Raw genomic sequence first — 23,545 nt, forward strand, 5'->3', positions numbered from 1 at the left:
CGGGGTCCACTCTAACTGCTCGCCGCCTGCCCGAAACCGACCCGAATCCGACCCGACGCCGCCCCGGCGCCGGAACTTCGGGGGCCTTCACGTGGGCGTCTGGAACTGCAGCGCCGCGAGGCGCGCATAGAGGCCGCCGCGAGCCACGAGCTCGGCATGCGTGCCCTGCTCGGCGATCTGGCCGTGGTCCAGCACCAGGATGCGGTCGGCCCGCTGCACCGTGGCGAGGCGGTGGGCGATGACCAGCGTGCTGCGCTGGCGCATGGCGGCCTCGAGCGCGGCCTGCACGACCCGCTCGCTCTCGGCGTCAAGCGCGCTCGTGGCCTCGTCGAGCAGCAGCAGCGGCGGGTTCTTGAGGATGGCTCGCGCGATGCTGATGCGCTGGCGCTGGCCGCCGGAGAGCCGCACGCCGCGCTCGCCGAGGAAGGTCTGGTAGCCCTGGGGCAGGGCGCTGATGAAGTCGTGGGCGAAGGCCGCGCGCGCCGCGGCGATGACCTCCTCGTCCGTCGCGTCGGGGCGGCCGTAGCGGATGTTCTCGAGGGCATTGGTCGAGAAGATCACGCTGTCCTGTGGCACCAGGCCCACCCGCTCGCGCAGGGCCTGCAGCGGGAGCTGGGTGATCGGCACGCCGTCGAGCTCGATGCGGCCTTCCTGTGCGTCGTAGAAGCGCTGCAGCAGTTGCAGCACGGTGCTCTTGCCCGCCCCGCTGGCGCCGACGAGGGCCACCGTCTCTCCCGGTGCGAGGTGAAGGCTCAGCCCCTGCAAGGCCGGCTTGTCGGGACGCGAGGGGTAGTGGAAGTGCACGTCCTGCAGCGTGAGCGTGGCGCCGGCCTGCGCTGGCGGCAGGGTGCGCGGCTGCGGCGGGTCCTGGATGGGCGACTGGGCGCCCAGCAGCTCGCTCAGTCGCTCCATGGCGCCGGCCGCCCGCAGTACATCGCCCCAGACCTCCGCGAGCACGGCCACGCTCGACACCAGCAGCGTCACATACACCAGCGTCTGCCCCAGGTGCCCGGCACTCATGCGCCCCTCGATGACGGCCTCCGTCCCTCGGTACAGGCCGAAGAGCATGGCGGCGAAGGTGGCGGTGATCAGGAAGGCGACCAGGCCCGCACGCACCTTCATGCGCTTGCGGGCGGTGTCGAAGGCGGCCTCGCTGGCCTGCTGGAAGCGGGTGGCCTCGCGGGCCTCCTGCGTGTAGCTCTGCACCACGGTGACGGCATTGATCACCTCGGACGCGATGGCGCTGGTGTCGGCCACGCGGTCCTGGCTCGCGCGGCTGAGCTTGCGCACCCGGCGCCCGAGCAGCACGGCCGGCAGCACCACGAGGCCCAGCAGGCCCAGCACCGGCAGCATCAGGCCCGGATTGCTCCACACCAGCATCAGCAGCGCGCCGATGCCCATGACCACATTGCGCAGGCCCATGGAGAAGCTGGAGCCCACGACCGTCTGCACCACGGTGGTGTCGGTCGTGAGGCGGCTCAGCACCTCGCCGGTCTGCGTGGTCTCGAAGAAGGCGGGGCTCTGGCGCAGCACGTGGCGGTAGACGGCGGTGCGCAGGTCGGCCGTCACGCGTTCGCCGAGCCAGCTGACGCTGTAGAAGCGGGCCGCCGAGAACACCGCCAGCGCGATGCCCACGCCGAACAGCGCGCCGAAATGGCCGCGCAGCGCCATCACGCGCTGGGCCGGGTCGCTCGAGACGAGGCCCTGGTCGATCAGCTCCTTCAAGGCCACGGGGAAGAGCAGGGTGCTGAAGGCGGCCAGCAGCAGGAAGACGCCCGCCAGCACCACCCGCAGGCGATAGGGCCGCAGGAAGGGCCACAGGGCCGCGAGGGCCCGGGGCGGCCCCGGGGGCAGTTCAGCCTTGCCGGCCGGGCGGGGGGCGGATGCCGCGCCCGGGGTGTCGGCAGGCGGGGCGGCGAGGGTGGGGGCGGTGTCCGTCATGGGGCTGGCGCTTCAGGGGCTGGCGGTCTGGGGCCGGATCCTGGGGATCGCGGGCGGTGCGGCGGTGTCGAGCGGATCTGGGGCCGATCCCGGCGAATGCAAGCGCCGGGCGCGTCGGCGCGGGGAGGGCGGTGAACGGGGGTGCGGGTGGCGGCACTTTGCCCGAATCCAGGAAACCCGCAGTTTGCACAAGGATATTTGCCTGAGCAATAATTGCCTAGGCAATTGATATGAAGCAAACCCATTCCCCCCTTCCGCCGGCGTCGTTCTACAGCGCCGACACCTACCGCAGCCAGGACAGCATCGGCTGGTTGATGCACCGCATCAAGCAATCCATCGTCCATCTGGCCGACAAGCGCCTGTGCCAGCACGACCTGACGCATGCCCAGTGGGCGCCCATGTTGCGCCTGCGCCTGCACGGGCCCAGCTCCACGCTGCAGCTCAGCAAGGACCTGGACGTGGACGCCGGGGCCCTGAGCCGCCTCCTGGACCGCCTCGAGGCCAAGGGACTGGTGGTGCGCGAGCGCTCCAGCACCGACCGCCGCGTGGTGCAGGTGTCTCTCAGCGAAGAGGGGCAGCGCGTGACGGCCGAGCTGCCCGCCGTGCTGTCCGAAGTGTTCAACGCCCACCTGGCCGGCTTCACGGAGGCCGAATGGCGCACCCTCATCGAACTGCTGCAACGCCTCGTCGCCAATGGCGAGGCGCTGCGCGAGTCCTCCAAGGAATGACCCCGATGCATCGACACCCCCTTCCTGGCGCCCTGCGCCTGTCCGCCGTCCCGGCGCTGCTGCTGGCGCTGGGCCTTCTTTCGGCCTGCGCGCCCATTCCCACGCAGCCGGCCGCGCCCGAGCGCCTGCAGGGCGAGGCCCTGGGCCTGGCCGGCACGCCCGGCGCGACGCCGGCCGCCGAGACCGCCTGGTGGCGCGCATGGGGCGATGAGCGCCTCGACGCGCTGATGGACAAGGCCCTGCGCGACGCGCCCAGCCTGGCCCTGGCCCGCGCCCGCATCGCCAAGGCCGGCGCCGCCGTGGACAACGCCGCGGCGGCCGACAAGCCGGTGATCGGCATCGGCCTGGACGTCGAGCGCCAGCGCTTCAGCGAGCACGGCATGTACCCGCCGCCGCTCGCCGGCAACGTCTACAACACGGCCACGCTGCAGGCCGGCATCAGCTACGACTGGGACTTCTTCGGTCGCCACCAGGCCGCGCTGCAGGCCAGCCTCGGCCAGCAACGCGCCTTGCAGGCCGAGAGCGAGGCCGCCCGACTGAGCCTCGCGACCGCCGTGCTGCGCGCCTGGCTGGGCCTGGCTCGCAGCGTGAGCCAGGAGCAGCTGCTGCAGCAGCAGATCGAGCTGCGCCAGCAGGCCCTGGATCTCGTGAAGCAGCGCCGCGCGGCCGGTCTTGACACCGACATCGACCTGCGTGGCGCCGAGGCCCCGCTGGCGGACCTGCAGCGCCAGAGTCTGGTGCAGCAGCAGCTGGCGCAGGCCTATCGCGTGCAGCTCGCCGCGCTGAGCGTGCAGCCGCTGGAGTCGCTGGCCGGCTGGCGCCCCGCGCTGCCCGCTGCCGTGGCCACCGCTCAGGCCCCGAACCTCGACCTCCTGGCCTCGCGGCCCGACGTGCGTGCCGCACTGGCCCGGGCCGAGGCCGCCGGCTACGAGATCACCGCCGCCCGCGGCCGCTTCTACCCGGACCTGACGCTCAACGCCTTCGCCGGCTTCAGCAGCATCGGCCTGGACAAGCTGCTGGAGAGCGGCAGCCACCAGCTGGGTTTCGGACCCTCGCTGCGTCTGCCGCTCTTTGACACCGGCCGCCTGCGCGCCGGCTTCAAGGCCGCCGTGGCCGAGCAGGAATCCGCCGTGGCGGCCTACAACGCCGCGGTGGTGGAGGGCGTCCGTGATGCCCGCGAGCAATGGGAGGCGCTGCAGTCCCTGCAGGCCCAGCAGCTGCCGCAGGAGGCGCTGCTGCGCAGCAACGAGCAGCAGCTGCGCCTGGCCGAGGAACGCCAGGCGGCGGGCCTGGGCAACCGGCTGCCGGTGATCCAGGCACGTCAGGCACTGGTGCAGCAACAGCGCCAGACGCTGGAGCTGCGCGCCCAGCAGCTCGACACCCGCGTGCAGCTGATGCGCGCCCTGGGCGGCGAAGCCCCGAAGCGCGAGCCGCGCCTGAACGGACCTGCCTGAACGGACCTGCCCCACGAACACCGCAACGGCGCCTGATCTCCCACGATCGCTTCACGAGCCCCGGCGCCCGGACCCAACGAAAGAACACGTCATCATGAGCCAAGACAACAACAACACCGCCGCCGCCAAGACCGGCAATCCCCAGCGCAAGAAGGGCCTGACCCTCGTCGCCCTCGCCCTGGTGGTGGGCTTCGGTGCCTACAGCGCCTACGAGTGGCTGGTGGGCCGCCACTACGAGAAGACCGACAACGCCTACGTGCAGGCCAATGTCGTGCAGATCACGCCGCTGGTCGGCGGGACGGTGCGCGCCATCCACGTGGATGACACCGACGCCGTCAAGGCCGGCCAGAAGCTGGTCAGCCTGGACCCGGTCGACGCCCGCATGGCGCTGGAGCAGGCCCAGGCCCAGCTCGGCCAGACGGTGCGCGAGGTGCGGACCCTGTTCGCCAACAACGCCACGCTGCAGGCCCAGGCTCGCAGCCGTGACGCCGACCTGCAGCGCGCCCGCAGCGAGGTCGCCCGCCTGAAGGACGACGTCAGCCGCCGCGAGCCGCTGGTGGCGACGGGCGCGGTGGGCAAGGAAGAGCTGGAGCACGCCCGCGCCCAGCTCAAGACCGCACAGGCCGCCGTGGCCGCCGCCGAGGCGGGCGCCGAAGCGGCCCGCGAGCAGCTCGCGTCCAACCAGTCTCTGACCGACGGCACCAGCGTCGAGCAGCACCCCAATGTGCAGCGCGCCGCCGCCCGCGTGCGCGAAACCTTCCTCGCCCTGCAGCGCAGCGAGCTGCTGGCGCCGGTGGACGGCTGGATCGCGCGCCGCAGCGTGCAGCTGGGCCAGCGCGTGGCCGCCGGCGCGCCGCTGATGAGCGTCGTGGGGCTGCAGCAGGCCTGGGTCGACGCCAACTTCAAGGAAGGCCAGCTGGCCCGCCTGCGCATCGGCCAGCCGGTGACGCTGGTGGCGGACGTCTACGGCGACAAGACCGAGTTCCACGGCAAGGTCGTCGGCCTGGGGGCCGGCACCGGCGCGGCCTTCGCCGTGCTGCCGGCCCAGAACGCCACGGGCAACTGGATCAAGGTGGTGCAGCGAGTGCCGGTGCGCATCGCACTGGACGCCAAGGAGCTGGCCGCGCATCCGCTGCGCGTGGGCCTGTCGATGAACGTGGCCGTGGACGTGAGCGAGCAGTCCGGGCAGCCGCTGTCCCAGGGCGTGGCCACCACCAGCGCCACCGCGACCAAGGTCTTCGAGGACCAGGACCGCGCCGCGGACGCCGAGGTGGCGCGCATCATCCAGTCCAACCTGGGCCGGGCCGCCAAGCCTGTCGCGGCAGCCTCCAAGGCCGTCGCCAAGGCCCACAAGAGCGCTGACGCCGCCCACGGAAAGGCCTGAGCATGAGCGCCCCCGCTGCTGCCGTGGCGCCACCGCCACCGCTCAAGGGCTCCGACCTGGTGGTGGGCACGATTGCCCTGTCACTGGCGACCTTCATGAACGTGCTGGACTCGTCCATCGCCAACGTGTCCCTGCCGGCCATCGCCGGTGACCTGGGCGTGAGCCCGGTGCAGGGCACCTGGGTGATCACGAGCTTCGGCGTGGCCAACGCCATCTCCGTGCCGCTCACCGGCTGGCTGACGCAGCGCTTCGGCGCCGTGCGCCTGTTCACCGTGAGCGTGCTGCTCTTCGTGCTCGCGTCCTGGCTGTGCGGCTTCGCGCATTCGCTGGAGATGCTGGTGGCCTGCCGTGTGCTGCAGGGGCTGGTGGCGGGGCCGATGATCCCGCTGTCCCAGACGCTGCTGCTGTCGAGCTACCCGCCGGCCAAGGCGGGCACGGCGCTGGCCTTATGGGGGGTGACGACCCTGGTCGCGCCAGTGGTCGGGCCGCTGCTGGGCGGCTGGATCACCGACAACGTCTCCTGGCCGTGGATCTTCTACATCAACGTGCCCGTCGGCCTGCTGGCCGCCGGCATGACCTGGAGCATCTATCGCTCGCGCGAGACGCAGATCAAGAAGCTGCCCATCGACGGCGTGGGCCTGGCGCTGCTGGTGCTGTGGGTCGGGGCGCTGCAGGTCATGCTGGACAAGGGCAAGGAGCTCGATTGGTTCTCCAGCCCCGAGATCGTCATCCTCGGTCTGACCGCGCTGATCGGCTTCGCCTTCTTCCTCGTGTGGGAGCTGACCGACGACCATCCCGTGGTGGACCTGCGCCTCTTCGCGCGGCGCAACTTCCTCTTCGGGGCGGCGACGCTGTCCATCGCCTACGGCCTGTTCTTCGGCAACGTCGTGCTGCTGCCGCTGTGGCTGCAGCAGTGGATGGGCTACACCGCCACGGACGCCGGCATGGCGCTGGCGCCGGTGGGCCTGCTGGCGATCCTGCTGTCGCCGGTGGTGGGGCGCAATGTCGCCCGCGTGGACCCGCGCTGGATGGCGAGCTTCGCCTTCGTGATGTTCGCCATCGTGCTGAAGATGCGGGCCAACTTCACCACGCAGACGGACTTCGCGACCATCATGATCCCGACGATCCTGCAGGGCGCGGCGCTGGCCTTCTTCTTCATCCCGCTGACCACGCTGACGCTCTCGGGCATCACGCCGGACCGCATCGCGGCGGCGGCGGGCCTGTCGAACTTCGTGCGCATCACGGCGGGCGCGATGGGGACCTCCATCTCGACGACGCTGTGGGAGAACCGTGCCACGCTGCACCACCACCACCTCGCCGAGCGCCTCGCGCAGGGCGATCCGGTGACGGACGAGACGCTGCGCCAGCTGCAGTCCACCGGCATGAGCCTGCCGCAGGCGATGGCCTGGCTGAACCGCACGATCGACCAGCAGGCCTTCACGCGGGCCGCGGACGACATCTTCCTGGCGTCCGCCGCCATCTTCCTGGTGCTGATCGCCTCGGTGTGGCTGACCCGTCGGCCGCCGCGGATGTCGGCGCCGGTGGATGCCGGCGGCGCGCACTGACGCGGTCGATGACCTGACGCGATGAACGAGGGCGAGGACTCAGCGGTCCTCGCCCTCGGTGTTTTCGGGGCCGTCCGCACTGGCGTTGTCGCCTGGCGGCTTGGGCGGCCGGCCCCGCTTCGACGGCGGCGCGGCGTCCAGCTTCACGCCGCGGCGCTGCAGCGCCTCGCGCAGCAGGTACTCGATCTGGGCATTGCTCGAACGCAGCTCGCGCGCGGCCAGGCGCTCGATCTCGTCCCACAGCTCGGGGGAGAGCCGCAGCGCAAAGGCCTTTTTAGTGGGACTGGCCATGCCGTCGTGCTCCGGGGGATCGCGGATGCCGGCTGCCGCGGGACACGGCGGCGGGCGAGGCGCTTGCCTGTGCCGCATCGGAAGCCAATGCGGCCCGCGGCACGCGCCACTGCAGGAGCGCCACCGCCATGCAGGCCAGCGTCAGCATCAGCACGGCCAGCGTGCCGAGCTCATGCTCCTGAGCGCTCAGGCGCGGCCATCCCGCCTGGTGCGGGGCCACGATCTGGTAGTGCGAGACGCTCAGCATCAGCAGCAGCAGGGCGCCGACCACCAACAGCTGCCGGTCCATGCGAGCCCAGCTCAGCGCGGCACGCGCAGGGTTCAGCCAGTACGACCGATGCGGAATGCTGAGGAGAGAAGGGCGCTTCTGGAGCCAGCGCACCAGGCCGCCGCCCATCATCCAGGGCATGGGCCCCAGCAGGAGCACCATGAGCAGCACATAGCCTGTACGGGGCATCGCCTTGCCCGGGGCGCCGACCTGCTCGGGGAGCCAGGGCCAGCTGGCCACCAGGCTCAGCAGATACAGCACCCACGCGATGCGCAGGCACCGACGGAGGAGCTCGGTCACGTCCCGCTCCTTCGCTCAGTTGTACAGCGTGCCCGCATTCACGATGGGCTGGGTGTCCTTGTCGGAGCACAGCACCACCAGCAGGTTGGAGACCATCGCGGCCTTGCGCTCGTCGTCCAGCACGACGATCTCGCGCTCGGACAGTCCCTTGAGCGCGGACTCCACCATGCTCACCGCCCCGTGCACGATGCGCTGGCGGGCGCTGATGATGGCCTCGGCCTGCTGGCGGCGCAGCATGACCTGGGCGATCTCGGGGGCGTAGGCGAGGTGGGTGAGCTTGGCGTCCAGCACCTCGACGCCCGCCGCGGCGAAGCGCTCCTGCAGCTCGGCCTTCATGGCGGCGGCGACTTCGTCCTGGCCGGCGCGCAGCGTGGTCTCGCCGTGCTGGAGGTCCTCGCCGTCGTCATAGGCATAGAGATTGGCCGTGTGGCGCAGCGCGGCCTCGGCCTGGATCTGCACATAGGTCTCGTAGCTGTCGACGTCGAATAGCGCCTGTGCCGTGTCGCTCACCCGCCAGACGACGGCCGCGCTGATCTCGATGGGATTGCCGCGCTTGTCGTTGACCTTCAGTGTGGGCGAGGTGAGGTTGCGCGATCGCAGCGAGAGGCGCTGCTTGCCGGCAAAGGGATTGGCCCAGCGCAGGCCGGGCTCGCGGTCCGTGCCGATGTAGCGGCCGAACAGCGTCATCACCCGGCCTTCGTTGGGCTGCTGCATGTAGAGGCCGGCCCCGACGAGCAGGGACAGGACCACGCTCAGCACCGCCCCGATCAGGTGGTGGGCCCCGGCGGCCATGAAGGCGGCCAGCACCCACAGACCGAGCATGCCCATCAGGGCAAAGTAGCCGTTGGCGGCGTGCGCGCGGCGCTCGGTCGTGCGAACTTCCTGCGGCGTCGGACGAGTCGTGCTCATGGGGCCTCCTGTGAATTAATGTGATATCACTTTAATTCCATATTTGCCGCCATGGCAAGTCTTTTCGGAGACTGGTCGCCGCGCAGCCGGCGTTCACAGATTCGCCGCGAACAGCCGCTTCAGGAAGAGCTGCTTGAAGCTGTTCGCCTGGTCGAGGCCCAGACGCTCGAGGTAGGCCTCCGGCACCTCCGGCACGCCCTGCAGGCTGCGCAGGATGAGCCCGACCAGCTCGACGGGATGCGTGCTGGCGTGCTTGAGCTTCTTGAGTGCGCGGACGATCTTGAGCTCGTCGTCCGTGAGGTCCGTGCCGAAAGGGAAGTCCGGCAGCACACCCTCGTTGCGCCAGGGGCGCAGCTGCTCGCGCAGCGCCTCGGGCCGGTTCTGGCGCCAGGTCTCGGGCAGCTGCCAGTCCGCGGCCAGCTTGCCGTGCGCCTGGGCCTCGCGCATGAGGGACTCCTGGAAGCGCGAGTCCGCGATGCGGATCAGCGCCTGCACCACCTCGCTGTCCGACCGGCCGCGCAGATCCGCGACGCCGTACTCGGTGATCACCACGTCCCGCAGATGGCGCGGGATGGTGACGTTGCCGTAGTTCCAGACGATGGAGCTGGTGAGCCCGTGGTGGTTCTCGTGCGTGGCGCGCAGCATGAGCACCGAGCGGGCGTCGGGCAGCGCGTGGCCCATGGCGACGAAGTTGTACTGCCCGCCCACGCCCGAGACAACCTGGCCCGACTCGAGCGCGTCGGAGCCGGCGGCGCCGAGCAGCGTCATCTTCATCGTCGTGTTCATGAAGCGGGCGTCGCGCCGCTGCAGTCGCTTGAGCGTCTCGCTGCCCAGGCCGTCGCCGTAGAGCTCGTTGATGTAGCCGATGCGGGTCATGGCGATCTGCGCGCGCAGCGGCTCGTCGAGCTCGCGCAGAGTCTGGTAGAAGTCCCGCGGGCCGAGGAAGAAGCCGCCGTGCAGCAGGGCGCGCTGGCGCCACTGCGGGCCGAGCGCGGCGGTCCAGGCCTGCAGCGCCGCGGGGCTGTCGAGGTCCGAGGGCAGGGCGCGGGCGGCCTCCGGCGTGAGCGTGTCCCGCAGCAGGCCCTGCGCCTGCCAGTGCTGCAGCGCGCGCGCGCCCAGTGGCAGCTGCACGGCGCCCATCTCGCACAGCGCCTGCAGCGCGGCCACGCTGGGGGTCCCGCCCAGACGGCCGGCCAGCGCGAGGCGCTGCAGGGACTCGTCCTGGAAGACCTGCCGCTTGATGATGCCGGCGCGCACGAGCTGCAGCAGGCCGTTCACGAACATCTCCGAGCAGCCGTAGAGGCCCTGCTCGAAGGGCGCGAGCTCGCGCGCGGCCACGTCCTGGCTGCCCAGCCCGGCCAGCATCTGGCGGAAGGCCGCCGGCCGCGTGTGGCGCACGATCAGCGCCTGCGCGATGGCGTCGCCCAGCGAGCCGATGCCGATCTGCAGCGTGCCGCCGTCCTTCACGAGGCTGGCGGCATGCAGGCCGATGGCGTAGTCCGCCCAGCCGATGGCGGCATTGGGGGGGGCGAAGAGCTGGTGGCTGGTCTCGGGCGTCTCCACGACGAGGTCGACATAGCCCGGCGGCACCAGGGCCGGCCCGGTCATGAAGGGCAGCTGGCGGTTGATCATGGCCACCGTGAAGGGCTGGCGGCCGAGCGCGGCGAGCTGCTCGATGAGGTCCAGGCTGAGGTCCGGATTGCAGGACAGGGACAGCTGCGGGCCCGCGCCGCTGCCCGCCTCGGCGTCGCGGCAGGCCACGGCCTGCAGGATGAGGTTCACGCCGAGCTTCACCATGTCCCGCACCACGAAGCTGTAGTTGGTGCAGACGAAGCCCTGCTGCGCGACGGGGTTGCCGAGGTAGTCGCCCGTCTTCAGGAAGAACTCGTGCACGGCGATGTTCGGGGGCAGCGTCTGGGCGCGGTGGTCCTTGACGTAGTCGAGGTCGGGGTAGTCGGCGAACACGCGCGCCACCAGCGGCTCGAGGAACTGGCGCTCGAGATCGCTCTTGCCGACGGGCTTCTCGAGCGAGAGGGCCGTGAAGATGGTCAGGCGCCGCTGTGGCAGCGCGCGGAGGCGGCGGTACAGCGCGTTGACGAGCGGATTGGGCTTGCCGAGGCCCAGCGGGATGGCCATGACGATGTCACCCGGCACGCGGGCCAGGATCTGGTCGACGGCCTGGTCCAGATCCTGCAGCAGCGGCGGGTGGGCGGTGGCGGTCGAAGGGGGCGTGGGCAGCATGCGGTGTCTCCTCGGTTCGGGTCCCAGTGTCTCCTGCGCGGCGCACCGGCAGCTTGACAATTGGCAAGGCAAGCACTGGGCGCGCCGCCGCGCAAGCCGGGAATGCAGAGCCCCTCGATCAAGGTGCAGGCCGGCACGGCACGTGCGGGACGGTCGCGGAGTGTGCTGCAATATCGCCTGCAGTATTCGCCTCCCGCTGGTTTGCTGTTTCACCACCCCGTCCGTTCATGTCCACGCCGCCGCCCGACCTCGAACCCGTTGCCCCCGCCTGGTTGCCGTGGTTCGGCCAGCTTGTCACCCGCCGCGGCGTCGGGTCCGGACTGGCGATGCTGTGCGGCGTGGTGTGGGTGCTGTCCCTGGCGCTCTCGCAGCTGGTGATCAGCCTCATCGGGCGGGGGGACCGCCTGGTGGCCGCGATCTGCGCCTCGGCCTGTGCGCTGGGCATCACCGCCGTCTTCGGCTACCTCTTTCTGCGGCTAGTGCAGTTCCAGGACCAGGCCCGGGCCCGCGTCGATCACCACGCCACGCTGGACCCGTTGACCGGCACCTGCAACCGCCGCCACTTCATGCAGACCGTGGACCGCGAGTGGTCCCGCGCCAAGCGCTACAACATGGACTGCGCGCTGCTGCTGATGGATGTGGACCATTTCAAGCGCGTCAACGATGCCCACGGCAGCCTCTGCGGCGATCGCCTGCTGCGCGAGATCGCCCGGGTGAGTGGCGAGACGCTGCGCCAGGCCGACGTGCTGGCGCGTTTCGAGGGCGAGGAGTTCGCCGTCTTCCTGCCGCATACCGACCCGCTCGGCGCGCTGGACGTGGCCGAGCGCATGCGCGAGCGCGTGGAGCAGCTGCAGTTCAGCTGGGACGAGCGGGACGTGCCGGTGAGCGTGAGCCTCGGCGTCGCCTCGCTGCAGTACGAGCACCTGACGCTCGACCATCTCATCCACGACGCCGACGAGGCGCTCTACAGCGCCAAGGCCGCCGGTCGCAACTGCGTGCGGGCGAAGCTCGGCCTGCAGCCGGGGCACTCCAGTTACGCGCTTTGACGACGGGCCTCGTCGCTGCAGCCCGCCGAGGCGGCAGCCCCGCTCAGGCGCCCAGCAGACGCTGCAGCAGGGCCAGCAGGTGCAGCGGCGCCTGCGGGGACTGGCAGTCCAGCACGAGGCGCTCCGGCATGGAGCGCAGCCAGGTGATCTGGCGCTTGGCGAGCTGGCGCGTGGCCGCGGCGCCGCGCGCCTGCAGGTCGCCGAAGTGGTCGGTGTCCAGCGCCTCCCAAACCTGGCGGTAGCCCACGCAGCGCATCGACGGCAGTCCCAGGTGCAGGTCTCCGCGGGCGCGCAGGCCGCGCACCTCGTCCACCAGCCCCTGCTCGAGCATCTGCGCGAAGCGCTGCTCCAGGCGGCGGTGCAGCCAGGCGCGGTCCTCGGTCTCGAGCGAGATCAGCGGCCAGTCCACGCCCGGCGTGCGGGCCTCCAGGGCATGCAGGGCGGACATCGGCTGACCGCTCAGGCGGAAGACCTCCAGCGCGCGCTGGATGCGCTGGGCATCGTTCGGCGCCAGGCGCGCGGCGGTCACCGGGTCCACCTGCGCCAGCTCGGCATGCAGCGCGGGCCAGCCCCGCTCGGCGGCTCGGGCGTCGATCTCGCGGCGCACGGCCTCGTCGGCCTGGGGCAGCGGCGAGAGGCCGTCGAACAGCGCCTTGAAGTACAGCATCGTGCCGCCGACCAGCAGCGGCAGCTTCCCGCGCGCGAGGATCTCGGCGGCCAGCTGCTGCGCACTGCGGGCGAACTCGGCGGCGGAGTAGGCGTCCAGCGGATCGATGATGTCGATCAGGTGGTGCGGCACGGCGGCCATCTCGGCCGCCGTGGGCTTGGCAGTGCCGATGTCCATGCCCCGGTACACCAGCGCGGAGTCCACGCTGATGATCTCGATGGGCAGGTACTCCGCCACCTTCAGCGCACAGGCCGTCTTGCCGGTGCCGGTGGGGCCGGCCAGGCAGATGGGCTTGAACTGCATGGCGGCTTGCGTCAGAACTTTTCCCAGGGCGCCAGGAAGCGCCACTGACCCGCGGGCAGGTGACCCAGGGGAATGCGGCCGATGCGCACGCGCTTCAGTGCCGTCACCTTGAGCCCGACCAGCTCGCACATGCGGCGGATCTGGCGCTTGCGGCCCTCGCGCAGCACGAAGCGCAGCTGGTCTTCGTTGGCCCAGCTGACCTTGGCCGGCTTGAGCTCGACATCGTCCAGCGTCAGGCCGTGGTTCAGCAGCGCCAGAGCGTCCTCGCCGAGCTGGCCGGACTCGTTCTTGACGCCGTTGATGCCGACGTACTCGACGCGCACCAGGTATTCCTTCTCGATGGTCGAGTCGTCACCGATCAGCTGCTTGGCGACGCGGCCGTCCTGCGTCAGCACGAGCAGGCCGGTGGAGTCGATGTCCAGGCGGCCGGCCGGGGCCAGGTAGCGCGTATGGCCGATGTGGTACTTGATGCCCGAGGGGTCGTCCTTCCAGTGCGTGTCGCTCTTGATCAGCACGGAGGCGGGCTCATAGCCGTCCTCGGCCTGCCCGGAGACGTAGCCGATGGGCTTGTGGATGAGGATGGTGACGCGCTGGGCCTGCTGCTCGCGCGCGGCCGGGTCGACCTCGATGCGGGCCTCGGGCCCGACGCGCTCGCCCAGATTGGCCAGGCGCCCGTCGACCTTCACCCAGCCGGCGGCGATCCATTCGTCGGCCTCCCGGCGCGAGGCCAGGCCCAGCTCGCTCATGCGCTTGGAGAGGCGCTCGCCCTCGGTGGCGTTGACCCGCTCGGGCGCGGGTTGCGGGACGCGCGGTGCCTGCTCGGGATGAGCACGCAGGGCGGTCTGGCGGCGCTGGTCGGGGCGCGAGGCGGTGTCACGCCCGCGGTCCGGGCCGGGATGGCGGTCGTCGCGGTCGCGCAGCGGGCCACGGCCCGGTTCCGGGCGGGCGCCGTAGGGCCGGCGGTCGTCGCGGAAGTCCTCCCGACGCGGGCCCCGATCGCCGCCATGGAAGGGGGCGCGACCTTCATGGCGAGCGTCGTGGCGGCCCTCATGACGGGCGTCCCTCGGGTCCTGGCGGCGGTCGTCGCGGCGATCACCCGGGCGGAAGTCGCTGCGGGCGCCCGTTCGGGCGCTATCCCAGCCGCGGTCCCGGCCGCTATCCCGTCCGTGGTCCCGTCCGTGATCGCGGGGGTCGAAACGCTGGTCAGGGCGGAAACCGCCGCGGCCCTCGCGCGAATCCTGTGCAGGGCGCGCCTCGCGCGAATCACGCGGATCACGGCGCGGGTCGCCGCGGTAGCCGCCGCCTTGGCCGCCGCCATAACCACCGCCATAACCACCGCCATAGCCGCCGCGACCCTCATGGCGGCTGTCACCCCGCGGATCACCACGGCGGTCGCCCCGGTCGTCGCCCCGTCCTTCGAAACGATGACCGCCGCGGCTGTCGCCTCGGCCTTCGAAGCGACGGTCATCGTCGCCTCGGGGCCAGCCGCGATCACCGCCACGCTCCTGGCCACGCTCATGGCCCCGTTCACCGCCGCGCGGACCCCCATGGCCAGCGCGATCGCCGCGATCGCGCCCGGCCCCCGGGCCTTCGCCCCGGAAGGGCTTGCCCGCGAAGGAGCCGCCCGGCTTGCCGGGACGCCCCGGCGGGCCGTCACGACGCTGGCCTTGCGATTCCCCACCGCGGCGGTCCTCATAGGCAGCCTGGCGCTCGGCGCGCTGGGTCTGGGCTTGCGCCAGGGTGGGGCGGGTGCGGGACACGCCGGTGCCGCGCAGCGGCTGACGGCGATCGCCGGACTTGCCCGTCTTGGTGCTGTCACCGGCGGGCTTCTTCTTCAGGGTCAGGGTGGCCATGAACGAGACTTTCTTAGCAAGGGCGTATTGGACCATGGACAGCGCCCGGATCCGGGTTTTCCTTGGTGTCCGTCGGGCCCAGGCCGTGTGGTGCGACCGGGTTTGGCGCCACGACACGGGGGAGAGGCGGGCAGGCGCCCTTGCGGCCCATCCGCCGGGCCGGCGCCGCGGCGGGCGGCGCAGGGACCCGGTGGCTCCGCCGCTCAGCGGCCGCGCAGGAACAGCGCGTCCAGCTCGCGCAGGGTGAGCTGGCGCCAGGTCGGGCGACCGTGGTTGCACTGATCGGCCCGCTCGGTGCGCTCCATATCGCGCAGCAGGGCGTTCATCTCGTCCAGGGTGAGCTGGCGGTTGGCGCGCACCGCGCCGTGGCAGGCCATGGTGGCGAGGATCTCGTGCTGGGCCCGCTCGATGGCATGGCTGGCGTCGTACTGTGCCAGCTCAGCCAGGACGCCGCGGGCCAGCTCCACCACGTCGCCGCCCGACAGCAGTGCCGGGCGCGAGCGCAGCGCCAGCACCTGGGCCGACAGCGGCGCGAGGTCCAGCCCCAGCCGGTGGAGCGTCTCGGCCTGCGCCTCGGCGGTGGCGATCTCGGTGGGCGTGGCCGCGAAGGTCACAGGGATCAGCAGCGGCTGTGTCTCGATCCGGGCCTCGCCCAGCGCGGCCTTGAGGCGCTCGTAGACCACCCGCTCGTGTGCGGCGTGCATGTCCACGATCACCAGGCCCTGGGCGTTCTCGGCGAGCACATAGACGCCCTGGATCTGGGCGATGGCCCGGCCCAGGGGCCAGTCCCCCGCCGGCAGCGGGGCGGGCTGGGCGGGCGCGGCCGCAAGCGGCGTGCCGGACGGGGAGGGCGAGGCGGAGGCGCCGGTGGTGCCAGGGAAGGCCGGGATCGGGCGGTCCGGGGCGTACAGCGCCTGCACTTCGCCGAGGCCCAGGCTGGATTGCGTATTGCTGCGCCAGCTGGGAGTGCCGCTGTACAGCCGCGGGGCGTCCGGCCGCGTGTTGGCCGCGGGCGCCTGGAACCAGGCCGGCGGCTGGCCGGGCGCGGGGCGCTCGCCCGGCACGGCGGCGGCGAAGGCCGCCGCGGCCTCGGGGCTGGCCAGCGCGGCGGCGTCGGCCGGCGCCTCGCCCGCCTGTGCGCGGGACAGCGCCAGCGCGTCCTGCACGGCGTAGCGCACCTGCTGGTGGATCTCGCGGCCGTCGCGGAAGCGCACCTCGATCTTGGTCGGGTGCACGTTCACGTCCACGCGGTCCGGCGCGATGTCGATGAAGAGCACATAGCTCGGCTGGCGGCTGCCGTGGAGCTGGTCCTCATAGGCGGAGCGGATGCCGTGGGCGATGAGCTTGTCGCGCACATAGCGGCCGTTGACGTAGACGTACTGCATGTCCGAGCGGCTGCGCGCCGCCTCGGGCAGGCCGGCGCGGCCGTAGATGCGCAGCGGGCCGGCCTCGGCATAGACAGCGCGGCTGCTGCCGAAGAAGTCCTCGCCGAGCACATCCCGCAGCCGCTGCTCGGCCGGGCCCGCGCGCCACTGCTCCACGAGCTTGCCCTCGTGCCACACGGCAAAGCCCACGTCCGGGCGGGCAAGCGCGTGACGGCGCACCGACTCCAGGCAATGCGCCAGCTCGGTGGCGTCGGTCTTGAGGAACTTGCGGCGGGCGGGCGTGTTGAAGAACAGCTCGCGCACCTCGACACTCGTGCCGCGCGAGCGTGCCGCGACCTTGAGCTCGCCCGAGCGCGCCTCCAGGCGGTGCGCGTGCGGTGCGCCTTCGCAGCGCGTGGCGATGGCCATTTCGGCCACGGAGCTGATGGCGGCGAGCGCCTCGCCCCGGAAGCCCATCGTGGACACCGACTCCAGCTCGTCGAGCGAGCGGATCTTGCTCGTGGCATGGCGCTTGAGCGCCAGCGGCAGCTCGGCGGGCGGGATGCCCAGGCCGTCGTCCTCGACGACGATGGCGCGCACGCCGCCGGCCATCAGCTTGACGTTGATCTGCGTCGCGCCGGCGTCCAGCGCGTTGTCCACGAGTTCACGCACCACCGAGGCCGGGCGCTCGACGACCTCGCCGGCGGCGATCTGGCTGATCAGCTCGTCGGGCAGCTCCCGGATCTCGCGTCGGGGGAGGGTGGGATGGGTGGGGGAGGAGGGCGGCATCGCGAACGTCTCGGACATGGCGGGGGATTCTACGGAGCCCGGCGGTGTCCGGCCGGGGGCGCGGTCCGCGCCGCACCGCCATAATCGCCGCCCATGGAATTCCTCGCCCTGCTCCTCGACTTCATCCTGCACGTCGACCGCTACCTGAACGACTTCGTGCTGGCCTACGGCACCTGGATCTACGTGCTGCTCTTCGTGATCATCTTCGTGGAGACGGGCCTGGTGGTCATGCCTTTCCTGCCCGGGGACTCGCTGCTCTTCATCGTCGGTGCGATGTGCGGCACCGGCATGCTGGACCTCAAGCTGTGCATCGGCCTGATGGTGCTGGCCGCGGTGGCGGGCAACCAGACCAACTACACGATCGGCCGCTTCTTCGGCCCCAAGGTCTTCCAGTGGGAGAACTCGCGCTTCTTCAACCGCGCCGCCTTCGACAAGGCGCACGAGTTCTACGAGCGCCACGGCGGCGTCGCCCTGGTGATCGGCCGCTTCATGCCCTTCGTGCGCACCTTCGCGCCCTTCGTGGCTGGTGTGGCGCAGATGAGTCGCCGCAAGTTCACCGCCTATGACGTCGGCGGGGCGCTGCTGTGGGTCGTGGGGGTGACTTGTGTCGGCTACTTCTTCGGCAACGTACCCTGGGTGAAGCAGAACCTGGAAAAGATCATCTGGGCGATGATCGTCATTCCGGGCCTGCTGGTGATCGCCGGCGGTCTGCGCAGCAAGCTGCGCCGGGCGGCCTGAGCGGTTCTCTTGAATGGTGCGAAACCCGGGCAATCCCCGGGTTTCGGCTTTGAGCGACGGTGGCTGGCCCGATCCGGGCGGCCGTGACAGCAAGGACGGAGACAAGAATGAAGACCTTTGCCCTCAACCCCCTGAACTGGGCCCTGGCCTCGGCGGTTGCGCTCCTGGCGCTGCCGGGTGCTGCCCAGGCGGACACGCTGCTGCTGCGTCAGCCCAGCGTCTCGGCCGACCGCCTGGCCTTCGTCTACGGCGGCGACCTCTGGGTGGCCCGTCGTGACGGCAGCGAGCCGCGCCAGCTGACCAGCCAGGCCGCGGCCGAGTACGCGCCCAAGTTCTCGCCGGACGGCCGCTGGATCGCCTTCACCGCCAACTACGACGGCAACCCGGACGTCTACGTGATGCCCGCCGAGGGCGGCGAGCCGCGCCGCCTGACCTGGCACCCGGGGGCCGACGTCGTCAACGGCTGGAGCGCGGACGGCAAGCGCGTGCTCTTCTCCTCGGCCCGCGAGGTGGCCAACAGCCGCAGCAACCAGCTCTTCGAGGTGGCCGTCGAGGGCGGCCCTGAGCGCAAGCTGATGAAGGCCGTCGCCTTCGAGGGCGCGTGGCATGCCGATGGCGAGCGCCTGGCCTACCGTCCCAACCGCAAGGCCCATGAAGCCGCCGCGGGCTGGCGCCAGAGCCGCGGCGGCGCCACGCCGCCGATCTGGGTGATCAACCTCAAGACCCAGCAGCTCGACAAGGTGCCGCACGTGCGCGCCACCGACCACAGCCCGATGTGGCACGGCGACGAGCTGGTGTTCATCTCCGACCGTCATGACGGCGCGGCCAATCTCTTCAGCTGGAACGGCAAGACCCAGCAACTGCGCCAGCTCACCCGCAGCAAGAGCTGGGATGTGCGCAGTGCCAGCCTGCACGGCAGCACCGTGGTCTACGAGATGGGCGGCAGCCTGCATCAGCTGGACCTGAAGTCCGGGCAAGACCTGACCCTGCGCATCACGCTGCCGGTGGCCGGCGCGCAGACGCGCGAGCAGTGGAAGGACGCCAGCCGCCAGCTGCAGGGCGCCCAGCTCTCGCCCACGGGCAAGCGCGTGCTGGTGACGGCGCGTGGCGAGGTCTTCAACGTGCCGGTCAAGGACGGCGTGACGCAGAACCTCACCGGCACGTCCGGCGTGCGCGAGAAGGACGCCCTGTGGCGCCCGGACGGCAAGCAGATGGCCTGGCTGCGCGACGCCGGCTTCAAGCATGAGCTGGTGCTCGCCGAGCCGACGGCGGGCGGCAAGCGCGAGGCGCATGCGCTGCCGGCGGGCTACTTCACGCTGCTGGACTGGTCGCCCGACGGCAAGCGCATCGTGCTGCAGGACAACCACCTGCAGCTCTACGTCTACGAGACGGACGCCAAGGCGCTGAAGCCGGTGGCCAAGACGCCGCGCCGCAGCCAGTTCGTGGTGAGCTTCTCGCCAGACAGCCGCTGGATGGCCTACACCATCGTCGGCGCCAACCAGCTCAGCCAGATCCACCTGCACGATTTCCAGACCGGCCAGCAGCACATGATCAGCGACGGCCTGGCCCATGCCGTCTGGCCCGCCTTCTCGCCCAAGGGCGACCTGCTGTACTTCGCCGCCTCCGTGAACGCCGGTCCGCGCCAGGTCGGCCTGGACATGACCGTCGAGGACCAGCCGCTGCGCCTGGGGCTGTATGCCGCCGTGCTGTCCAGCGAAGGACGCTCGCCGCTGTGGCCCAAGACGGCCGAGGAGGAGGGCCCCAAGACCGAGGCCAAGCCGGACGGCAAGGACGGCAAGACGGAGGCGAAGCCCGACGCCAAGGAGGCCAAGGCGGACGCAAAGCCCGAGGACAAGGCCAAGCCGAGCACCAAGCCGACGCGCATCGACATCGCCGGCCTGCAGCAGCGCTTCGTGCCGCTGCCGGTGCCCGAGCGCTTCTACGCCGGCCTGATGGTGGCGGCGGACGGCAGCCTCTACTACCTGGACCGCCGCCAGCAGGGCGTCGCCAATGACGGCCCCGAGGCCGAGACCAGCGGCCATGCCGAGCTGTTCCGCTTCGACATGGAGGAGCGCAAGGCCAAGTCCGTCAAGACGGGCCTGAGCAGCGCGAGCCTCAGTGCCGACGGCAAGAAGCTGCTGCTGGAGCTGCCCAAGGGCAAGCTCGAGGTGGCCGACACGGGCGACAAGCCCGATCCCAAGGCCCTGGACCAGAGCGGCCTGCGCGCGCGCATCCAGCCCCGCGAGGAATGGCAGCAGATCTTCAACGAGGTCTGGTGGATGGAGAAGGAGTACTTCTACGCGCCCAATCTGCATGGTCTGGACTGGGACGCCGTCTACAAGCGCTACCAGCCGCTGCTGGCGCACGTGCAGCGCCGCGAGGACCTGAACGAGATCCTCTCGGACCTGATCGGCGAGCTGCAGGTCGCACACAACAACGTGGGCGGCGGGGATGTGCAGTCCGACGCCCCGGTCAGCGTGGGCCTGCTCGGTGCGGACGTCGAGCCGCACGAGGGCCGCTGGCGCCTGAGCAAGGTCTACGCGGGTGACCGCTGGAACCCCTTCCTCAAGGCACCGCTGGCCATGCCCGGCCTGAACGTGAAGGCCGGGGACTACATCCTGTCCGTCAACGGCCAGCCGCTGGAGGCGGGTCAGAACTTCTTCCGCGCCTTCGAGAACACGGCCGGCAAGCAGACCACCCTGACCGTGGCCGACAACCCGCGCGGCGAGAAGAGCCGCCAGGTCGTCGTCGAGCCCGTCGGGCGGGATGGCGGCCTGCGCCAGTGGGACTGGATCGAGTCCAACCGCGCCCATGTGGCGGCGAAGACCGGCGGCAAGGTCGGCTACATCTACCTGCCGGACACCGGCCGCAACGGCTTCGAGTACTTCAACCGCCAGTTCTTCGCCCAGTCCGACAAGGAGGCGCTGATCATCGACGACCGTCGCAACGGCGGCGGCCACGCGGCCAACTACATCCTCGATGTGCTGAAGAGGCCGTACCTCTCCGGCTGGAAGGACCGCGACGCCATCGTCTTCAACACGCCGGGTAGCGCGGTCTACGGGCCCAAGGTGATGCTGATCGACCAGGACGCCGGCTCCGGCGGCGACTACCTGCCCTGGGCCTTCCGGCGCCTGGGCCTGGGCCCGCTGATCGGCACGCGGACCTGGGGTGGCCTGATCGGCATTTCCGCCAATCCGCCCCTGATCGACGGCGGCTTCCTGACCGTGCCCTTCTTCCGCTTCTTCACGCCGGACGGCGAATGGCGGATCGAGAACGAGGGCACCGTGCCGGACATGGACGTCGATCTCGACCCGATCGGCGTCAACCGCGGCCAGGACAGCCAGCTCGACGCCGGCATTGCCGAGGTGATGAAGCGCCTGGCGACGTACAAGCCCGTCGACCTCAAGCAGGCGCCGCCGCTGCCCACGGAGCTGGGCAAGTGAAGCGCGGCTCCCCCATCGAATCGACTGGAGATGCGTCCATGAAACATCCGTCCCTGATTCCGCCGGCCTCGCGCCGCCGGGCCGTGCGCTGGATGGCGCTGTCGACCCTGGCCCTGGCCGGGCTGGCGGGCGCCGGTGCGGCGGCGGCCGATGCGGCCTACCCGGCCACGCCGAAGCGGGCCGTGCAGGACACCTTCCACGGCACGGCGGTCAGCGAGGACTACCGCTGGCTCGAGGACTTCGAGCGCCCCGAGGTGAAGCAATGGGTGGCCGCGCAGAACGCGCTGACCCGAGCGCGCCTTGACGCCATTCCCGGCCGCGAGGCCCTGGCCGCGCGCATCAAGGACCTCGTCAGCTCGCGCCCGACCGGCTACGGCAGCCTCGGGCTCTATGGCCAGCGCTGGTTCGCGCTCAAGTTCGAGGCCGGCCGCCAGCAGCCGCGCATCGTCACGATGGACAGCCCGGACCAGCCCGGCACCGAACGCGTCGTGCTGGACCCGACCGAGCTCGCCGCCGACGGGAGCCTGGCGATCGACTGGTTCCAGCCCTCGCCGGACGGCCAGCGCATCGCCGTGTCCCTCAGCGAGAAGGGCAGCGAGCGCGGCAGCCTGCACCTCTATGACGTCGCCAGCGGCAAGGCCATCGACGTGGTGATCCCGCGCGTGCAGTTCCCCACCGGTGGCGGTTCCGTGAGCTGGCATGCCGATGGCAAGGGCCTGCTGTACACGCGCTATCCGGCGCCGGGCGAGCGCCCGGACTCTGATGCCATGTTCTTCCAGGAGGTCTGGACCCACCGCCTGGGCGAGCCGCTGAGCCGCGATCGCCGCGTGCTGGGCCAGGGCCTGCCCCGCATTGCCGAGACCTTCCTGGCGGCCGGGCCCAAGGGCCTGCAGATCGCCCAGGTGCTCAACGGCGACGGCGGCGAGGAAGCCTTCTGGCTGCAGCAGAAGGGCGGGCGCTGGCAGCAGCTCTCGACCTTCGCGGACGGCGTCAAGGGCGTCCAGGCGAGCGCGGACGGCTGGCTCTACCTGCTCTCGACCCAGGGCGCGCCCAAGGGTCAGGTCTTGCGCCTGAAGCTGGGCCAGCCCCTGGCCAAGGCCGAGCGCCTGGTGCCGGAGGCCGAGGGCACGCTGACGCAGTTCAAGCTGCAGGACGGGCGCCTCTACCTCAGCTACCTGCTGGGGGGGCCCTCGGAGCTGCGCCGCTTCGACCTCAAGACCCGCAAGAGCGACGTGATGCCGCTGCCGCCCATCGCCAGCGTGGACGCGCTGGTGAAGGGCGCCAAGGGCGAGCTGCTGGCCTCGGTGCAGAGCTACACCCAGCCACAGGCCTGGTACCGCGTGCACGCGGACGGCCACCTGGAGGCCACGGCCCTGGCGCAGAAGGCCAACGTGGACTTCAGCGACGTCGAGGTGCTGCGCGAGTTCGCCACCTCCAAGGACGGCACGCGCGTGCCGCTCAACATCCTGCGTCCCAAGGGCCTGACGCTCGACGGCAGCCATCCCGTGCTGCTCTACGGCTACGGCGGCTACAGCGTCAGCCAGACGCCGGGCTTCAATGCCCTGCGCAAGGTGTGGCTGGAGCGCGGTGGCGTCCTGGTGATCGCCAATCTGCGGGGCGGCGGCGAGTACGGCGAGGCCTGGCACCTGGCGGGCAATCTCACGCGCAAGCAGAACGTCTTCGATGACTTCATCGGCGCGGCCGAGCACCTCATCGCCCGGGGCTACACCAAGCCCGAGCGCCTGGCGATCCAGGGCGGCAGCAACGGCGGCCTGCTGATGGGCGCCGCCCTGACGCAGCGCCCGGACCTGTTCCGTGCCGTGCATGCCTCGGTCGGGATCTACGACATGCTGCGGGTGGAGCTCGACGCCAACGGGGCCTTCAACATCACCGAGTTCGGCACCGTGAAGGACGAGGCGCAGTTCCGCGCGCTGCTGGGCTATTCGCCGCTGCACAAGGTCCGGGACGGCACCCGCTACCCGGCCGTGCTCTTCACCACGGGCGATCACGACGGGCGCGTCAACCCGATGCAGTCCCGCAAGATGGTTGCGCGGTTGCAGGCGGCCCAGGGCGCGGCCTTTGCCGATCGGCCCATCCTGCTGCGCACGAGCGCCAACGCCGGCCATGGCATGGGCTCCTCGACCAGCGAGGTGATCGCCGAGCGCACCGACAGCTTCAGCTTCCTGATGGACCAGCTGGGCATGCCGCTGCAGAAGCCCTGAGGCGGCTGCAGAACCCAGGACAACGGCGCCCGCGGGCGC

At 71.1% G+C, this 23,545-nt stretch carries 16 protein-coding genes; 8 read left to right on the forward strand and 8 right to left on the reverse strand.

All coding sequences use genetic code 11. From position 1 onward, the window contains the following. Window positions 1–87: 87 nt before the first annotated feature. The gene (locus QRD43_RS15910) at window positions 88–1,941 is read right to left on the reverse strand and encodes an ABC transporter transmembrane domain-containing protein (protein WP_285983482.1); all 1,854 of its coding nucleotides are present in this window, start codon (window positions 1,939–1,941) and stop codon (window positions 88–90) included. A gap of 230 nt (window positions 1,942–2,171) precedes the next feature. Here QRD43_RS15910 and QRD43_RS15915 point away from each other — a divergent pair, with 230 nt between their 5' ends. The 4 genes from QRD43_RS15915 (at window position 2,172) to QRD43_RS15930 (ending at window position 7,072) form a co-directional block, all read left to right on the forward strand. After that, window positions 2,172–2,669 (forward strand): MarR family winged helix-turn-helix transcriptional regulator, encoded by a 498-nt coding sequence (locus QRD43_RS15915; protein ID WP_285983483.1) that lies wholly within the window; start codon window positions 2,172–2,174, stop codon window positions 2,667–2,669. A 5-nt stretch (window positions 2,670–2,674) separates the two neighbouring features. Beyond that, on the forward strand, window positions 2,675–4,123 hold the full coding sequence (locus QRD43_RS15920; RefSeq protein WP_285983484.1) for an efflux transporter outer membrane subunit: 1,449 nt from the start codon (window positions 2,675–2,677) through the stop codon (window positions 4,121–4,123). Window positions 4,124–4,217: 94 nt separating this feature from the next. Further along, window positions 4,218–5,507 (forward strand): HlyD family secretion protein, encoded by a 1,290-nt coding sequence (locus tag QRD43_RS15925; RefSeq protein ID WP_285983485.1) that lies wholly within the window; start codon window positions 4,218–4,220, stop codon window positions 5,505–5,507. Between the two features lie 2 nt (window positions 5,508–5,509). Next, window positions 5,510–7,072 (forward strand): DHA2 family efflux MFS transporter permease subunit, encoded by a 1,563-nt coding sequence (locus tag QRD43_RS15930; RefSeq protein WP_285983486.1) that lies wholly within the window; start codon window positions 5,510–5,512, stop codon window positions 7,070–7,072. 39 nt (window positions 7,073–7,111) lie between these two features. On the opposite strand, the gene QRD43_RS15935 is transcribed toward QRD43_RS15930, so the two are convergent. The 4 genes from QRD43_RS15935 to QRD43_RS15950 form a co-directional block, all read right to left on the reverse strand. After that, window positions 7,112–7,363 (reverse strand): type II toxin-antitoxin system antitoxin, encoded by a 252-nt coding sequence (locus tag QRD43_RS15935; RefSeq protein ID WP_285983487.1) that lies wholly within the window; start codon window positions 7,361–7,363, stop codon window positions 7,112–7,114. After that, on the reverse strand, window positions 7,347–7,931 hold the full coding sequence (locus QRD43_RS15940) for a hypothetical protein (RefSeq protein ID WP_285983488.1): 585 nt from the start codon (window positions 7,929–7,931) through the stop codon (window positions 7,347–7,349). Before QRD43_RS15940 ends, QRD43_RS15935 begins: the two co-directional genes overlap by 17 nt. Window positions 7,932–7,946: 15 nt before the next feature. After that, window positions 7,947–8,840: an SPFH domain-containing protein gene (locus tag QRD43_RS15945; RefSeq protein WP_285983489.1), complete on the reverse strand. Its 894-nt coding sequence runs from the start codon at window positions 8,838–8,840 to the stop codon at window positions 7,947–7,949. A 93-nt stretch (window positions 8,841–8,933) separates the two neighbouring features. Next, window positions 8,934–11,081 (reverse strand): acetyl-CoA hydrolase/transferase C-terminal domain-containing protein, encoded by a 2,148-nt coding sequence (locus tag QRD43_RS15950; RefSeq protein WP_285983490.1) that lies wholly within the window; start codon window positions 11,079–11,081, stop codon window positions 8,934–8,936. Between the two features lie 227 nt (window positions 11,082–11,308). Between QRD43_RS15950 and QRD43_RS15955 the strand changes: the two genes are divergently transcribed. Further along, entirely contained in the window at window positions 11,309–12,127 is an 819-nt protein-coding gene (locus QRD43_RS15955; protein WP_285983491.1) for a GGDEF domain-containing protein, read from the forward strand. Between the two features lie 43 nt (window positions 12,128–12,170). Here the strand turns inward: QRD43_RS15955 and miaA are convergent, their stop codons facing one another. The 3 genes from miaA to mutL form a co-directional block, all read right to left on the reverse strand. Then, on the reverse strand, window positions 12,171–13,097 hold the full coding sequence (gene miaA / locus QRD43_RS15960; RefSeq protein WP_285983492.1) for a tRNA (adenosine(37)-N6)-dimethylallyltransferase MiaA: 927 nt from the start codon (window positions 13,095–13,097) through the stop codon (window positions 12,171–12,173). An 11-nt stretch (window positions 13,098–13,108) separates the two neighbouring features. Further along, complete coding sequence (locus QRD43_RS15965) at window positions 13,109–14,950, reverse strand: pseudouridine synthase (protein ID WP_285983493.1); 1,842 nt, start codon at window positions 14,948–14,950, stop codon at window positions 13,109–13,111. A gap of 203 nt (window positions 14,951–15,153) precedes the next feature. Beyond that, the gene (gene mutL, locus QRD43_RS15970; protein ID WP_285983494.1) at window positions 15,154–17,121 is read right to left on the reverse strand and encodes a DNA mismatch repair endonuclease MutL; all 1,968 of its coding nucleotides are present in this window, start codon (window positions 17,119–17,121) and stop codon (window positions 15,154–15,156) included. 75 nt (window positions 17,122–17,196) lie between these two features. Between mutL and QRD43_RS15975 the strand changes: the two genes are divergently transcribed. The 3 genes from QRD43_RS15975 (at window position 17,197) to QRD43_RS15985 (ending at window position 23,506) form a co-directional block, all read left to right on the forward strand. Then, complete coding sequence (locus tag QRD43_RS15975; RefSeq protein WP_285983495.1) at window positions 17,197–17,841, forward strand: DedA family protein; 645 nt, start codon at window positions 17,197–17,199, stop codon at window positions 17,839–17,841. 107 nt (window positions 17,842–17,948) lie between these two features. Then, entirely contained in the window at window positions 17,949–21,284 is a 3,336-nt protein-coding gene (locus QRD43_RS15980) for a S41 family peptidase (RefSeq protein WP_285983496.1), read from the forward strand. A gap of 38 nt (window positions 21,285–21,322) precedes the next feature. After that, complete coding sequence (locus QRD43_RS15985) at window positions 21,323–23,506, forward strand: prolyl oligopeptidase family serine peptidase (RefSeq protein WP_285983497.1); 2,184 nt, start codon at window positions 21,323–21,325, stop codon at window positions 23,504–23,506. Window positions 23,507–23,545: the final 39 nt, after the last annotated feature.

It is taken from the genome of Roseateles subflavus, assembly GCF_030285365.1.
Taxonomy (GTDB): domain Bacteria; phylum Pseudomonadota; class Gammaproteobacteria; order Burkholderiales; family Burkholderiaceae_C; genus Roseateles_B; species Roseateles_B subflavus.